15 protein-coding genes are annotated in these 15,102 nt (G+C 72.5%); 1 reads left to right on the top strand and 14 read right to left on the bottom strand.

Features of this window, described 5'->3' with window-relative positions; all coding sequences use genetic code 11:
* Positions 1–2: 2 nt before the first annotated feature.
* From AB0L65_RS41780 to AB0L65_RS41760, 5 genes are all read right to left on the bottom strand, one after another.
* Positions 3–767 carry an SDR family NAD(P)-dependent oxidoreductase gene (locus tag AB0L65_RS41780; RefSeq protein ID WP_364257713.1) on the bottom strand — a complete coding sequence of 255 codons (765 nt, stop codon included), beginning with the start codon at positions 765–767 and terminating at the stop codon, positions 3–5.
* 128 nt (positions 768–895) lie between these two features.
* Complete coding sequence (dmpG, locus tag AB0L65_RS41775) at positions 896–1,915, bottom strand: 4-hydroxy-2-oxovalerate aldolase (RefSeq protein WP_364257710.1); 1,020 nt, start codon at positions 1,913–1,915, stop codon at positions 896–898.
* Positions 1,912–2,802, bottom strand: a complete 891-nt coding sequence (locus AB0L65_RS41770) for an acetaldehyde dehydrogenase (acetylating) (RefSeq protein WP_364257707.1) — start codon at positions 2,800–2,802, stop codon at positions 1,912–1,914. Before AB0L65_RS41770 ends, dmpG begins: the two co-directional genes overlap by 4 nt.
* The gene (locus AB0L65_RS41765) at positions 2,799–3,590 is read right to left on the bottom strand and encodes a fumarylacetoacetate hydrolase family protein (RefSeq protein ID WP_364257704.1); all 792 of its coding nucleotides are present in this window, start codon (positions 3,588–3,590) and stop codon (positions 2,799–2,801) included. Before AB0L65_RS41765 ends, AB0L65_RS41770 begins: the two co-directional genes overlap by 4 nt.
* Before the next feature lie 136 nt (positions 3,591–3,726).
* The gene (locus AB0L65_RS41760) at positions 3,727–4,320 is read right to left on the bottom strand and encodes a TetR/AcrR family transcriptional regulator (protein WP_364257701.1); all 594 of its coding nucleotides are present in this window, start codon (positions 4,318–4,320) and stop codon (positions 3,727–3,729) included.
* A 112-nt stretch (positions 4,321–4,432) separates the two neighbouring features.
* Between AB0L65_RS41760 and AB0L65_RS41755 the strand changes: the two genes are divergently transcribed.
* A complete protein-coding gene (locus tag AB0L65_RS41755) occupies positions 4,433–5,149 on the top strand; it encodes an NAD(P)-binding domain-containing protein (RefSeq protein ID WP_364257698.1) in 717 nt (238 codons plus the stop codon).
* Here the strand turns inward: AB0L65_RS41755 and AB0L65_RS41750 are convergent.
* The 9 genes from AB0L65_RS41750 to AB0L65_RS41710 form a co-directional block, all read right to left on the bottom strand.
* Complete coding sequence (locus AB0L65_RS41750) at positions 5,146–5,547, bottom strand: cupin domain-containing protein (protein ID WP_364257696.1); 402 nt, start codon at positions 5,545–5,547, stop codon at positions 5,146–5,148. The two genes, AB0L65_RS41755 and AB0L65_RS41750, sit on opposite strands and share 4 nt — an antisense overlap.
* Before the next feature lie 213 nt (positions 5,548–5,760).
* Complete coding sequence (locus AB0L65_RS41745; protein WP_364257693.1) at positions 5,761–6,366, bottom strand: bifunctional 4-hydroxy-2-oxoglutarate aldolase/2-dehydro-3-deoxy-phosphogluconate aldolase; 606 nt, start codon at positions 6,364–6,366, stop codon at positions 5,761–5,763.
* Entirely contained in the window at positions 6,353–7,114 is a 762-nt protein-coding gene (locus AB0L65_RS41740; RefSeq protein ID WP_364257690.1) for an IclR family transcriptional regulator, read from the bottom strand. Before AB0L65_RS41740 ends, AB0L65_RS41745 begins: the two co-directional genes overlap by 14 nt.
* On the bottom strand, positions 7,086–8,051 hold the full coding sequence (locus AB0L65_RS41735; RefSeq protein WP_364257687.1) for a sugar kinase: 966 nt from the start codon (positions 8,049–8,051) through the stop codon (positions 7,086–7,088). Before AB0L65_RS41735 ends, AB0L65_RS41740 begins: the two co-directional genes overlap by 29 nt.
* A gap of 149 nt (positions 8,052–8,200) precedes the next feature.
* Positions 8,201–9,637: a sulfatase gene (locus AB0L65_RS41730; RefSeq protein ID WP_364257684.1), complete on the bottom strand. Its 1,437-nt coding sequence runs from the start codon at positions 9,635–9,637 to the stop codon at positions 8,201–8,203.
* 47 nt (positions 9,638–9,684) lie between these two features.
* On the bottom strand, positions 9,685–11,253 hold the full coding sequence (locus AB0L65_RS41725; protein WP_364257681.1) for a sulfatase: 1,569 nt from the start codon (positions 11,251–11,253) through the stop codon (positions 9,685–9,687).
* A gap of 20 nt (positions 11,254–11,273) precedes the next feature.
* A complete protein-coding gene (locus AB0L65_RS41720; RefSeq protein WP_364257678.1) occupies positions 11,274–12,206 on the bottom strand; it encodes a formylglycine-generating enzyme family protein in 933 nt (310 codons plus the stop codon).
* The gene (locus AB0L65_RS41715; protein ID WP_364257675.1) at positions 12,203–14,215 is read right to left on the bottom strand and encodes an ABC transporter ATP-binding protein; all 2,013 of its coding nucleotides are present in this window, start codon (positions 14,213–14,215) and stop codon (positions 12,203–12,205) included. The genes AB0L65_RS41720 and AB0L65_RS41715 overlap by 4 nt, the downstream gene beginning before the upstream one ends.
* Complete coding sequence (locus AB0L65_RS41710) at positions 14,212–15,102, bottom strand: ABC transporter permease (protein ID WP_364257672.1); 891 nt, start codon at positions 15,100–15,102, stop codon at positions 14,212–14,214. The genes AB0L65_RS41715 and AB0L65_RS41710 overlap by 4 nt, the downstream gene beginning before the upstream one ends.

Here is a 15,102-nt window from a genome sequence, read left to right as displayed (position 1 = left end):
GCTCAGCCCTCCTGTTCGGTGGGGCGCACCAGCATTTCGTTGATCGCGACGCGCCGGGGCCTGGTCACGATGTAGCTGATCGCGTCGGCGATGTCCTCGGCCTGCATGCGCTCCACCGAGGAGAGCCGCTGCTTGATCTGCTCCTGGATCTGCGGGCGGTTGTGGCCGGTCAGCTCGGTCTCCACCGCTCCCGGCTCGACCAGCGACACCCGGACGTGCCGCCCGGCGAACTCCTGGCGCAGCGACTCGCTGAACGCCCCCACGCCGTGCTTGGTGAGGTTGTAGACCCCGCTGCCGCTGCGCGCCACCCGCCCGGCCACCGAGCTGATGTTCACCATGTCGGCCACCTGGCGGGGGCCGTCGGCGGCGGCCCGTACCAGGTAGGGCAGCGCGGCGTGCGCGCAGTAGAGCACGCCGAGCACGTTGACCTGCACCATGCGCTGCCACTCTTCGAGCGGCGCGTCGGCGGCCGGGCCGAGCAGCATCACCCCGGCGTTGTTGACCAGGGTGTCCAGCCGTCCGAGCTCGGTCGCGGTGCGCTCCACGACCTCCTTGGCCTGCCGTTCGTCGCCGACGTCGGCCACGAGCGTCAGCGCGGTCCCGCCCCGGCCGCGGATCTGGTCGGCCAGCTCCTCCAGGCGATCGGCCCGCCTGGCCACCAGCGCGACGGTGGCTCCCTGGGCGGCCAGCGCCAGCCCGGTCGCGGCCCCGATGCCGCTCGACGCTCCCGTGATCAGCGCCACGGTGCCGTTCAGCCGATCCGCCATGGAAGCCTCCCGTCAGCCACGTTCGTGATTCACCTCGCAGATTACCCCGCCGCCCGCCGGACCCGATCTCCGGGCGGCGCGGCTGGCGCGAGGCCCCGGACCTGCGACGATGCGGGGCCTCACGCCCGTCAGGAGCGGGCGTGCTCCTCGACGAGCTGGAGGGCGACGTCGATGATCATGTCCTCCTGGCCGCCGACGTAGCCGGCCTCGCCGACCCGCTGCAGGATCTCGTGGGCCGGTACGCCGTACCGCTCGGCGGCGCGCTCGGCGTGCAGCAGGAAGCTGGAGTACACCCCCGCGTAGCCCTGCGTGATCGCCGAGCGGTCGGCGAACGGCAGGCGGTTCAGGAACGGCTTGACCACGTCCTCGGCGGCGGCCAGCGCGCCCTGCACGTTCACCCCGGTCGGGATGCCGAGCCGGTCGAAGGTGGCGACCAGCACCTCGGTGGGCGAGTTGCCCGCCCCGGCGCCCAGCGCGCACAGGGCGCCGTCGATCTGGCGGGCGCCGTTCTGGGTGGCCAGCACCGAGTTGGCGACGCCGAGCGAGAGGTTCTGGTGGCCGTGGAAGCCGACCTCCGCCTGGTGGCCGATCTCGCCGACCAGCGCGCTGACGCGGGCCTGGGCCTCGCCGAGCACGAGGGCGCCGGCCGAGTCGACCACGTAGACGCACTGCGCGCCGCCGTCCACCATGATCCGGGCCTGCGCGGCCAGCTCGGCCGGGCCGATGCGGTGCGACAGCATGAGGAAGCCCACCGTCTCCATGCCCAGCTCGCGGGCGGCGGCGAAGTGCTGCAGCGACACGTCGGCCTCGGTGCAGTGGGTGGCGATCCGGGCCACGGAGGCCCCCGCGCCGTGGGCCTTGCGCAGGTCCTCGACCGTGCCGAGGCCGGGCAGCAGCAGGACGGCGATCTTCGCGCTCTCCGCCTCGTCCACGGCGGCGGCGACGAGCTTGATGTCATCCTCCAGCGAGAACCCGTAGTTGAACGACGAGCCGCCCAGCCCGTCGCCGTGGGTGACCTCGATGACCTCCACCCCGGCGTCGTCCAGGGCGTGCACGACGCCGCGTACCTGCTCCTCGGTGAAGCGGTGGGCCATCGCGTGGCTGCCGTCTCGCAGGGTGGAGTCGGTGATCCTGATCTTGCCGGTCATGCGCCCACCTTCGCGAGTCGCTCGCCGACGCGGGCGGCCGCGGCGGTCATGATGTCGAGGTTGCCGGCCCACGGCGGCAGGTAGTCGCCGTTGCCGCGGACCTCGAGGAAGACGGCGACGCGGGCCATGCCGTTCCAGATGTCGCGCGGCGGGTCGAACTGCGGCTCGGCCCGCAGGGTGTAGCCGGGCACGTACGCGGCCACCTCGGCCGCCATCGCCTCGATCGACGCGCCGATCGCGGCGGTGTCGGCGTCGGCGGGGATCGCGCAGAACACCGTGTCCCGCATGATCATCGGCGGGGTGACGGGGTTGAGGATGATGATCGCCTTGCCCTTGGCGGCGCCGCCGACCGTCTCGATGGCGCGCGCGGTGGTCTGGGTGAACTCGTCGATGTTGGCCCGCGTGCCCGGACCGGCCGAGCGGGAGGCGATGGAGGCGACGATCTCGGCGTACGCCACCGGGACCACGCGGGAGACGGCGTGCACGATCGGGATCGTCGCCTGCCCGCCACATGTGATCATGTTGAGGTTGGGCGCGTCCGACAGCGTGTCCAGGTTGACCGGCGGGCACACGAACGGGCCCACGGCGGCGGGGGTGAGGTCGATCGCGGTGATCCCCGCCTCGGCGTAGCGGGGGGCGTTGGCCGCGTGCGCCTTGGCGGAGGTGGCCTCGAAGACCAGGTCGGGCAGGGTGTCCTGGGCCAGCAGCCAGTCCACGCCGCCCGCCGAAGCCTCGACGCCCAGCGAACGGGCCCGGGTCAGCCCGTCCGAGCCCGGATCCACGCCCACCATGGAGTGGACCTCGACGGCCTCGCTGCGCAGCAGCTTGACCAGCAGGTCGGTGCCGATGTTGCCGGGGCCGACGATGGCCGCCGTCAGTCTGCTCACGACGCCTGCCCGAAGTTCGCGGTGACCGTGCCGAGCCCGGCGAAGGTGGCCGTCACGATGTCCCCCTGTTCGACGGGGATGGCCGCGGTGACCGAGCCGGGCAGCACGACGTGCCCGGCCTCCAGCGCCACCTTGCGCTCGCCGAGGACGTTCGCCAGCCACACCAGCGCGTTCAGCGGAGATCCGAGCACGGCGCCGCCGGCGCCCGTCTGGACCAGCTCGCCGTTGCGGTGCAGCAGGCAGCCGGTCAGCGCCAGATCGGCGTCCGCGAGCGGCGTCGGCCGGTTGCCGAGCACGAACCCGCCGCTGGAGGCGTTGTCGGCGATGGTGTCCGCCAACGTGATCTTCCAGTCCGCGATACGCGAGTCGATGATCTCCAGGGCGGGCAGCACGAAGTCCACCGCGGCGGCAGCGGTCGCGGCCGTGACGCCCGGGCCCGCCAGCGGTCTCTTGAGGACGAAGGCGATCTCCGGCTCGATGCGCGGCTGCAGGAAGCGCGCGGCGTCGATGGGGGCGCCGTCCATGTACGCCATGCCGTCGAGCAGGTGACCGTAGTCGGGCTGGTCCACGCCGAGCTGGCGGCGCATCACCGCCGAGGTCAGGCCGACCTTGTGCCCCACGATCCGGGCGCCGCCCGCCTGCCACGCCTCCACCTGCGCGAGCTGGATCTCGTACGCATCAGAAACCGACATGTCGGCGTATGTCGTGGTGAGCGGCGCGATCGGGGTCCGCGTGGCGTACGCATCCAGCAGCCCGGTCACGGCGTCACCTGTGGAACGAGGGTCCATCGTGATCCTTCCGTTGTTCTCCCGGGCAGACCTTGCTGCTCGAAGGCGACGCCGGGCAAGCGAACCGTCCCGCCAGGCGGGCCGGGGGAACAACGGGCCGCGTGGCTTGTCGCGGCTTGTCGCGGCTTATCGCGGCTTATCGCGGCGCGAGCGCGGCGAAGGCTTCGTCCAGGAGCTCGACGAGGTCGAGCCGGCCGTCGGACGCGGTCCAGTGGTCGACGGCGATGTTCAGGCAGTCGAGGGCTGCGGCCACCCGCACCGACAGGACCAGCTCCGTGGATCGGGGGGAAGGCGTGCGCTCGGCGAGGGCCCGGGCCAGCTCGGGCCACCAGCAGTGCTGCTTCTCCCGGTGGCGCGCGCACAGCGCGGGGGTGTCCTTGATGAGGCGGGTCGTCGCGAGGGTGCCGGCGGGGTCCTGGTGATAGAGCTCGATGACGGCGTCCAGCGCCCGCCGCAGCGCCGTCCAGTCGTCCTCGCCGGCGGGCCGGGCACGCAGGGCGGCGGCGACCTTGTCGCCCTGGGCGTCGAGGGCGCTGACGACGGCGTCCTCCTTGGTGCCGAAGTAGCGCAGGAACGTGCTGCGGGAGACTCCGGCCGCCTCCGCCAGGTCGTTGATGGTGACCTTCTCGAAGCCCTCGCGCATGAACAGGTCGAAGGCCACCTGGGCCAGCTCGGCCCGTACGGCGGCCCGTGCGATGTCTCGCGTGCTCGTACGTGCTGCTTCGATCACCCCGCGATCCTACCTCTCATTCGGACCTGGCTTGCAGAGACAGGACTGCATAGCTAACCTGACACTCAGTTTCACCTTCGAAGCACTGATTCAGCGTTGGAGACATGACACCGTGACTCAGACTCTCGGCCTCATCGGCAGCGGCATGATCGGCGGCACGGTGGCCCGCCTCGCCGTCGCCGCCGGCATCGACGTCGTCCTCAGCAACTCGCGCGGGCCGGAATCTCTCGCCGACCTCGTCGCCGAGCTCGGCGAGCACGCGACCGCAGCCACGCCCGCCGAGGCCGCCCGCGCCGGCGACCTGGTGGTGGCCACCATTCCCTTGCACGCCTACGGCCGGCTCCCGGCCGCGGACCTGGCCGGCAAGACCGTCATCGACACGATGAACTACTATCCCGACCGCGACGGCGACATCCCGGAGCTGAGCGGCGGGACGCTGACCTCCACCGCCCTGGTGCAGCGGCACCTGGCCGGCGCCCACGTGGTCAAGGCGTTCAACAACATCGACTTCCACCGCCTGCTCACCCTCGCCCGCCCCGCCGGCGCCCCCGACCGCAGCGCCCTGCCGATCGCGGGTGACGACGAAGGCGCCAAGGCGCAGGTGGCGGGGCTCCTGGACGCGCTCGGCTACGACGCTGCGGACATCGGCAGCATCGCCGACAGCTGGCGCGTCCAGCCCGGCACGCCCGTCTACGTCCAGCCGTACTTCCCGTCGCAGCGGCCCGAGGGGCTGGACTTCGAAGAGTCGTACCGCTGGTTCGTGGACACCCCTGGCGTTCCGGTGCCCGCCGACCAGGTGAAGAAGCTGGCCGACCAGGCCGTCCTCTAGCGCTTCGTGCTGACGCGCGGCCCGTTGTACTCGGCGTCGGTGACGTGGTCCAGCCAGGCGGCGTCGTCGCCTTCCCACATCGCGAGGTGGATCATGAACCGGTCCGGGGCGGCGCCGTGCCAGTGCTCCTCGCCCGGCGGCGTGTGGACGATGTCGCCGGGGTGAGCCTCGATGATCTCGCCGCCGCGCGACTGGATCAGCGCGACGCCCTCGACGATGTAGAGCGTCTGGCCCAGGCCGTGCGAGTGCCACGCGGTACGGGCGCCAGGGGCGAACCTGACCATGTTCGCCCGCGCGCGGGAGGGGTCCTCGCCCCGGTGGATCACGTCGGCCCAGGCGTCGCCGGTGAACCACTCGGCGGGCAGCTTGGCGGTCGGCGGCTGCTTCACGATCTTCATGGATGTCTCCGTCCGCGAGGTGTCAGACAGCCGTCCGGGTCGACGATGGCCTGCGCGCCTGACGGCTGCGGGTCCTGTGCCATGCGTGGTCGTCCTTTCGGCGGTTCAGCGGGTGGCCGCCGACGGCGACCCATTGCCCATGAAACACCTGGTCAGGCGCGCGTGACAGGACCTGGTCTGACACGTACCCGCAGAACACCCTCTGTCGAGAGGTCAGGAATTCGTGACCTTGCGCAGCTGTTCCAGCGCCTCCGGATCGCTCAGCGCCGATCCCACGGCCACTCCCCGGCAGCCCGCGGCCAGGAAGGCGGCCGCGTTGCCCGCGTCGACACCTCCCGTGGCGACGAAACGGACGCCGGGGAACGGCGCGAGCTGCGCCTTGATCCAGTCGGGCCCGAGCTGCGCGGCGGGGAACGCCTTCAGCCAGGTGAAACCGTGACCGAGGGCGGTGGCGATCTCCGTGGAGGTGGCCACGCCCGGCAGGTGCGGCAGCCCGAGCCGCAGCGTCTCCGCCACGACCTCGGGGTGGAGCCCGGGCGCGACGGTGAAGGCGGCGCCCAGCTCGCTGACGGCGGTCAACTGCTCGGCCGTGGTGACCGTACCCGCTCCGACGCTCTTGCCGTTGGCCCAGGCGGCGTCCAGCGCCGCGCGCAGGGACGGCAGCGCGTCCGGCGTCTGCACGGGCACCTCGATGAGCTCGACGCCGAACGCCCAGGCGCGTTCGCACATGGCCACGGTGGCCACGGGGTCGAGGTGGCGGAAGATGCCCAGAATCGGGCAGCTCCCGAGGTGTGTGTCGAAGAAGTCAGCGGCGTCCATAGCGGTCTCCTCCCCAGCCCAGACTCTTGGAGATCTCGTGGGCCGCGTCGCGCAGGTCGTCGACGTACGCGCGCAGCTCTTCCAGTGGTACGACCGCCCGCAGAGCGGTGATCGAGATGGCGTGCGTGACCTTGCCCCGGGCGTCGAAGACCGGCAGCGCCACGCAGTTGATGTAGTCCTCGTGCTCGCCGTCGTCCTCGGCCCAGCCCCGTTCCCTGGTCAGGGCGAGCTCGGCCGCGAGCGCCTCGGCGGTGGTGATCGTCGTGGGGGTGAAACGGGTGAACGTGATGCGCTCCATGACCCGCGCCCAGGTCGTGGCGTCCTGGTAGGCGAAGATGACCTTGGCCACGGCGGCGGTGTGCGGCTGGGCGGGCAGCCCGATGCGCGAGCCCATGGCCACGGTGCCCCGGCCGTCGATCTTGTCCACGTAGATGACCTGGTCTCCGGCCAGCTCTCCCAGGTGGACCGTCTGGCCGTAGCGCTCGCTCAGGCCGTGCAGGATCGGGTGCGCGAGCGAGCGGGCCTCGACCTGGTCCAGCGCGAGCTGGCCGAGCGCGATGAGCTGGAAGCCCATGCCGTACACGCCGCCGGGGACGCGCCGTACGAAACCGCCCTCCTCCAGCGTCTGCAGCAGGCGCAGCGCGGTGGACTTGTGCACGCCGAGGTGATCGGCGATCTCGCCGAGCGTGCGATGACGTACGGAGACGAACCCGACGATGTCAATGGCCCGTGCGACGGTCTGCGACATGCTGGTGTCCTCCTTGTCCGAGCAGCGAGACGATCTCACCGGCGGGAGGAAGATCGGCCATGTCGGCCGGGGACGTCAGGACACGGGAAGCCGCGTAGTGGCCCAGCCGCAGGCGGGTGAGCTCGTCCCGGCCGTCGAGGAACCCGCTCAGCCAGCCGGCCGCGAAGGCGTCCCCCGCGCCGACGGCGTCGAGCACCTCGACCGGCGTCGACGGCGCTCGGTGGACACCCTCCGGGGTGAAGGCGACCGCCTCGATCGCGGCGTCCTTGACGATCAGGTACGGGGGCCGGTCGATGAGCCGGCGCACGCTCTCGGCGTCGGAGGTCCCCCACAGCACCGCCGCCTCGTCGCGCCCGACGAAGACGATGTCGGCGCGCTGGGCGAGCTCCAGGAGCACGGCCGGGGCGTCGCCGTCCTTCCACAGGCTCGGCCGGTGGTTGACGTCGAAGCTGACCGTGGCCGGTCCGAGCGGCCGGTCGAACACGATGTGCCTGGTCAGCTCCAGGCACTGCGGGGAGATGGCCGCGGTGATGCCGGAGATGTGCGTGATCCTGGACGGCCGGGCGGCCCAGCCCGCGACCTCGGCCACGGTCATGGCCGAGGCCGCCGAGCCGCGCCGGTAGTAATAGACGCGGGTGCCGGAGGCGGTCGGGTCCTTGAAGTACACGGCGGTGGGCCGCTCGTCGTCGCGGCGGACCAGATCGACGTCCACGCCGTGGCCGCGCAGCGCGTCGAGCACCAGGTCGCCGAGGGGGTCGCGGCCGACGGCGCTCGCCCAGGCCGTGGCGTGGCCGAGCCGGGCCAGCAGCGCGGCGACGTTCGACTCCGCGCCGCCCGGGCGCAGGATGAACGCGCTGTCCGCGTCGAGGCGGCCGCCCGGCGTCGGGGTGACCATCACCATGGTCTCGCCGATCGCGAGCACGTCTGCGGGTCTCATCGGCCGCTCACCCTCCGCGGGCGCCGGCGTCCGCGGACCTGCCCGCCCGAGGGTTCCGGGATCGGGGCCCCCTGCTGGGCGATCCGACCCACCCCCGCCCACGTGACCACGCGCATGGAAGCACTCCCTTATTGCAAATACCGCAACGCCTATGCTGTATTCGCAATATAGCCCATAACCCCATTCTCGGGCCGGCCGACCGCGCCGGGGTGGTCGAGCGCCTTGACGGCGGCCCCCTGGAGGTAGGCCCGGTAGGTGTCGAGCAGCGGGTCGCCGGTCCCGGCCATCCACGCGAGCAGGTCCCGCCGCGCCGCGTCGAGGTCCTGCCGGCGATCCGGGTCGCCTGACAGGTCGGCCAGCGAATGCGGGTCGGCGTGCAGGTCGTAGAGCTCCTCGGGCGTCCGGTGCCGGTAGAAACGGGCGCGCTCGGCGAGCCGCTCGTCGCCGGAGGCGGCGGCGAGCATCGCCTGCCAGGTGCGTCCCATCATGTTCTCGGCCCGGTACTCCCGGGCGCCGTCGGACCACTCGTTCCAGATGTAGCCGAAGCGGTCGTCCTGCCGGCACCGCATCTCGTACCGGCCCTTCGCCGCCGTCTCGTGGAACACCGTGAACACCGCGTCCCGGCCGCCCTGGGGCTCCCCGCGCAGCAGGGGAAGCAGGGTCAGCCCGTCCAGCCCGGCCGGTCCGGGCAGGCCCGCCGCCGCGCAGAACGTGGGGAACAGGTCGATCATCGACACGAACGCGGTGTTCTCGCGCCCGCCCGGGCGGGTCACCCCCGGCCAGCGGACGATCAGCGGGGTCCGGCTGCTCTGCAGGTAGCAGTTCGCCTTGGCGAACGGCACGGCGATCCCGTTGTCCGACAGGAACACCACCAGGGTGTCCCCCGCGGCGCCGCTCTCGTCCAGCGCGCGCAGCACCTCGGCGACCACGTCGTCGCAGCGGCGGGACGAGCTCAGGTACTCGCGGTACTCCCGCGCCACCTCCGGCAGGTCGGGGAGGAACCCGGGCACGCCTCCGACGTCGTCCGCCGGCCCGAAGACCTTCGACGGGGCCGGGTAGGAGGCCCTGTCCTCGGCCGGGAACCGGTCCAGCTCGTCCTGGCCGCCGGAGTACGGCCGGTGCGGGTCGTGTGCGTTGGCCATGAGGAACCAGGGCCGCCCCCGCGCGGCCGCCTCCTCCATGAACCGCCGCGACGCCTCGCCGTAGGCGCGCGGATCCCGTCCCATCCCCAGCTCGCGCATGCCGCGCGCGTCATCCCAGCCGAACGCCTCCACCGGCTGCAGATGCTCCACCTTGCCGAGGATGCCCGACATGTACCCGGCCTCGCGCAGGACCCGGGTGAGCACCGGCACTCCGTCGGCGATCGGCTCGAAGCCCTGCGCGCCGTTGCGGTGCGGCCAGCGACCGGTCATGATCGCGGACCGGCTGGGCTGGCACACCGCGATGGCCACGTGCGCGCGCCCGAAGGTCATCCCCTCGGCGGCGAGCCGGTCCAGGGCGGGGGTCACCTGCGCCGGGCCGCCGAAGCAGCCCGGGGTGTCGCCGCCCATGTCGTCGGCGGTGATCAGCAGGATGTTCGGTGGCATGCGGTCTCCTCAGCGGCCGTTCACGTCAGGGGTGGCGCGGGCGGCCATCAGGAGCCCTTGCGCCCGGCCGCGGCGATCCTGCGTTCCCATGCGGCGTGCCGCTCGGGCGTCCAGGCGGCCTCCGTGGCGTGCCACGAGACCGGCGTGGCACCGGTGGCGGTGGACAGCCGCTCCGCCAGGTCGTCCGCGAGGTGGGCGCGGCCGGTGGCGCGCAGGTGCTCCATGTAGCGGACCGGGTCGTTGTAGTAGGTCGGCCCGACCTGCAGCGTCGCCTGCATGGGGTCGGGCAGCGCGCCCGGCCGGCCCGCGTAGGTGTGCCACCATTCCGACAGGTGCGTACGCATCTGCGCCGCCAGCTCCGGCTCCTTCTCGATCAGGTCGGTGGTGAGGTGCGGGTCGGCGGTGACGTTGAAGAGCTGCTCCCACTCCGCGCGGAAGCTGCCCGGATGGTAGGTCCGCATGTAGAGGTGATCGCGGGTGCGGACCGCCCGCTGGTAGGTGTGGGCCCCGTGGCCGAGCACCAGGTACGGGCGCGACGGGATCTCGGACCCGCGTACCGCGTCGGCGAACGAGTCGCCCTGCCACCCGCCCGGGGTCGGGATGTCCAGCAGGTCGCAGAGCGTGGGGGCGAGGTCGATGTTGTACAGCAGGGCATCGCAGCGGCGCGCGTCCTCGGGCAGGTCGTCGGTGACGCCGGGCCAGTAGACGACCAGCGGCACCCGGTGGACCGGCTCGTTGGCGTGCCCGTGCTCGGCGTAGGAGCCGTTCTCGCCGAAGGACTCCCCGTGGTCGGCGCTCACGATGATCGCGGTCTCGCCGGCGATGCCGAGCTCCTCCAGCGTGGCCAGCAGCTCGCCGAACAGGCTGTCCCAGTACATGATCGTGCCGTCGAACCCGTTGATGAGGTGCTCGAAGTCGGCTCGGGTGCGGATGGCCTCCGGCATGTTGTGCGGGACCGGGGAGCTGCGCGGCAGGACGGAATAGTGCAGGTCGAGGGCGCTGCGCGGCCCGTAGATCTCCGCGTGCCCGTCGATGGCCTCCTGGTCGGGCCAGGCCGGGGGCGGCCCGGAGGCGGCCGCCCGCTCGGTCCAGCCCGGCTCGGTCAGGTACGGCGTGTGCGGCTCCCAGTAGGTCAGGTGCAGGTACCAGTCGTCCTCGTGCGCGTGCCGGCGGATCCAGTCCAGCCCGACCCGGTTGATGTCGCGCCCGTCCTCGTCGTTGAGCTCGTTGCTGGCCCGGATCGATTCGCGGAAGTTGCCCAGGAAGTAGTAGGCCCGGTGCCGCTCGGCGAACATCGACACGGCGGCCGTGTAGTAGCCGTGCTCGCCCAGCCGCTGGCCGAGCAGCGGGCGTTCCGGATGGTTGCCGTGGCCCGAGTCGAGGCGGTATCTGGCGGCCTCGCCGAAGTGCCCGACGACGCCGTTCGTGATGCCGAACTGCCCGCTGGTCAGCGCGGTGCGCGAGGGCAGACAGGGCGAGTCGGAGCAGTAGTAACGCTCGAACACCACGCCCTTGTCGGCCAGTGCCTGCAGGTTCGGCGTGGTCGGCCGCTGGTAGCCGTAGGGCTGCGTGTGGTCGGCTCGGAGCGTGTCGACGTCGATGTAGATGACGCGCATGGAGACCCTTCGTGTGTCGGTCAGTCGAGATCGCGGGCGCAGCGGAAGCCGGTGTTGCCTCCGGAGGTGTCCGGCGTGTTGTGCGAGCGGGCGGCGACCCGGTAGCGGTTGCAGTAGGAGGCGTGGCAGAGGTACGAGCCGCCGCGTGTCACCCGGTCGGTGCCCGAGGGCGGGCCGGACGGGTTCCGGGCCTGCGCGGGGTGGTCCGTGCCCCACCAGTCGGCGCACCACTCCCAGACGTTGCCCGCCATGTTGTGCAGGCCGAAGTCGTTGGGCGGGAACGCGTGCGCCGGGGCGGTCCCCGCGTAGCCGTCCTCGGCCGTGTTCGTGGCCGGGAAGCGGCCCTGCCAGATGTTGGCCAGGTGCCGCCCCTCGGGGGTGAGCTCGTCGCCCCACGGGTAACGCCGCTGGTCGTGGCCGCCTCGGGCGGCGTACTCCCACTCCGCCTCGGTCGGCAGCCGCTTGCCGGCCCAGCGGGCGTAGGCGTCGGCGTCGTGCCAGGACACGTGGACGACCGGATGGTCGCCGCGGTCGTCCAGGCCGCTCCCCGGCCCCTCGGGATGGCGCCAGTCCGCCCCCCGGACGGCCGCCCACCACGGGGTGACCTCGGGCCGCGGCGAGATCCGGCGCAGGTCCCGGTTCAGGAAGCGGACGAAGACGTAGGACCAGCCGATGCGTTCGGCTTCCGTGACGTAGCCGGTCTCGGCCACGAATCCCGAAAAATCGTCATTCGTTACTGCGCAGCGGTCGATGAGGAACGGCGAGAGCTCCACCGTGCGGACCGGGCCCTCACCGTCGGAGGGGAAGCCCTCGGCGTCCTCGCTGCCCATCCGGAAGCGCCCGCCGGGCAGCCGCACCATCCCGGCGTCGGAGCCGCGCCCCGCCCGAAGGGGCTGCCCCACCGTGGTGGATGCGCCGGACGGCGGGCGGCCCGGGGTGCAGCAGGCGTTCATGCCACCGCTCCGGTGGCGGCCAGCTCTCCGGCGAAGTGGCACGCGGCCAGCTGCCCCGTTTCGGTGGGCGTCAGCTCCGGCGCCCGCTCGACGCAGACCGTACGGTCCGGGCGGTTCAGCGGCCCGATCGGACAGCGGGTGCGGAACCGGCAGCCGGTCGGCGGGTTCCTGGGGCTGGGCAGGTCCCCGCCGAGCACGATCCGCTCGCGGGCGCGCCCGGCGGTGTCCGGGACCGGCGACGAGGCCAGCAACGCCGCCGTGTACGGATGTTGCGGCGCGGTGTAGACCGACTCGGCGTCGCCGATCTCGACGAACCGGCCCAGGTACATCACGGCGACCCGGTCGCTGAGGTGCCGCACCACCGCGAGGTCGTGGGCGATGAACAGGTAGCCGAGATCGAGCTCGTCACGCAAGGACTCCAGCAGGTTGATGATCTGCGCCTGGATCGACACGTCCAGCGCCGAGACGGGTTCGTCGAGCACCAGCAGCTTCGGCCGGGCCGCCAGGGCGCGGGCGATGCCGATGCGCTGGCGCTGCCCTCCGGAGAAGGCGTGCGGGTAGCGGTCGAGGTGGCGCTCGCTGAGGCCGACGCGCTCCATGAGCGCCACCACCTCGGCGTCCCGCTCGCCCGCCGGCAGGCCGCGCACGGCGAGCGCCTCGTCCAGGGACTGACGGATGGTGCGGCGCGGGTTCAACGACGCGTACGGGTCCTGGAACACGTACTGCACCGTCTCCCGCAGCTCCTTGGCGCCGGCCCCGACGCGGACCGACCCCGAGGCCGCCGCGTTGATGCCGACGATGGTGCGGGCCAGGGTGGACTTGCCGCAGCCGGACTCGCCCACCAGCCCGACGGTCTCCCCGCTGGACACCGTGAGGCTGACCCCGTCGACGGCGTACACCGGCCGGTGGCGCCGGATCAGTCCCGCCCTGTCGGCGGCGACGTCCACCCGCAGGCCGTCGATCTGCAGCAGCGGCACCGGTGTCCGGTCGCGCCGGCCCTCGGCGGCGGCGGTGCGCATCGGCGGGATCGCCGCGCCGCGCCGCGTGACATGGCAGGCGGCCAGGTGCCCGTCGCCGCCGCGCGGCGACAGCTGCGGCACCTCCCGCGCGCAGACGTCCTCGCTCAGGCGGCAGCGCGGGTGGAAGGGGCAGCCTTCCGGCAGGCGGGCGGGGTCGGGGGGAGCGCCGGGGATGGAGGGCAGGCGCCGCCCCGCGGAGTGCTCGTCGATGCGGGGCATGGCCGCGAGCAGGTCGGCGGTGTACGGCAGCTCCGGGCGGCCGAAGATGACGTCCACCGGGCCGCGTTCCATGACCCGGCCGCCGTACATCACGACGACCTCGTCGCACATCTCGGCCACCACGCCCATGTCGTGGGTGATCATCAGTACGGCGATGCCCAGCTCGTCGCGGAGCCTGCCGAGCAGCCGCAGGATCTGCGCCTGGACGGTCACGTCCAGCGCGGTCGTCGGCTCGTCGGCGATCAGCAGCGAGGGCGAGCCGGCCAGGGCCACCGCGATCACGACGCGCTGCCGCATGCCGCCGGAGAACTGGTGGGGGTAGTCGCCGATCCGGCGCTCGGCGTCGGGGATGCCGACCTGGACCAGCAGCTCCAGGGCCCGCCGCCGGGCCGCCCGCTTGCCGGTGCCGTGCACGATCAGCGCTTCGGCGATCTGGTCGCCGACGGTCATCGCGGGGTTGAGCGCGGACTGCGGGTCCTGGAACACCATCGCGATCTCCCGGCCGCGCAGCTCCCGCATCCGCTTCTCCGGCAGGGTCAGCAGATCCGTGCCGCGGTAGCGCACCTCCCCCGAGGTGATCCGTCCCGGGGGACGCACCATGCGCAGGATCGAGCGGGCGGCCACGGACTTGCCGGAGCCCGACTCGCCCACGATGCCGATGATCTGCCCGGGGCTGATCGAGAACGTCACGTCGTTGACCGCGTGGACCACGCCGTCCGGCGTGTCGAACTGGGTACGCAGGCCGCGCACCTCCAGCAGGGAGTCGTTCATCGTCGGTTCGCCGCCTGGTTCAGAGCGTCGGACAGGAGGGTGAAGGCCAGCGCGAGCAGCAGCAGGACGAGGCCGGGGCCGAGCACGTAGGAGGGCAGGCCGTCGATGTAGCGGGCGCCCACGTTGAGCATCGCGCCCAGCGACGGGTTCGGCGGGTTGATCCCGAGCCCGACGATGCTCAGCCCGGCCTCGATGAAGATCGCGACCACCATGAACACGGTGGCCTGCACGAGGATCGGGTCGGCCACGTTGGGCAGGATGTGGCGGACCATCACCGTCGAGCGCGGCACGCCGAGCACCCGGGCCGCCAGCACGTACTCCCGCTGCTGCTGGGCGAGCAGGCCCGCGCGGGCGAGCCGGCCGAAGCCGGGCAGACCGGCGACGACGATCGCCGTGAACAGCGCCTTCCAGCCGGCGCCGATCATCATGACGATCATGATGCCGAGGATCAGGCCGGGGAAGCCGAGGATGATGTCCAGCACGCGCTGGGTCACCGAGCCGAGCCTGCGCGACACGTAGCCGGACAGGCCGAGCAGGGTGCCGATCGCCATGCTCACCGGCACCGCGGTGAGGATCAGGCTCAGGTCGGTACGCAGGCCGTACAGCGTCCGCACCACGATGTCGCGGCCGAACTCGTCGGTGCCCAGCGGGTGTCCCATGGACGGCCCGGCGAGCGCGTCCCTGGCCTGCTGGTCGTAGCCGCCGGGGGCGAGCAACGGCGCGAGCAGGGCCAGCGCGACCAGCAGCGTCAGCAGGACAGCCCCCGCGAGCCCCTTCGGGGTCCGGAACGCCTGCGCGTACCGGGCCGGCGCGCCGCCGCGCTCGCGCCGCCGCCGGACCGGCTTCTCCCCCGCCGCGATCACGGGCGCTCTCTTCGCAATCGTCAT

Source organism: Nonomuraea sp. NPDC052116, assembly GCF_040680035.1.
Lineage (GTDB): Bacteria > Actinomycetota > Actinomycetes > Streptosporangiales > Streptosporangiaceae > Nonomuraea > Nonomuraea angiospora_A.
Note: the sequence above shows the minus strand (reverse complement) of the source record. Positions and strands in the feature narration are given on the sequence as shown.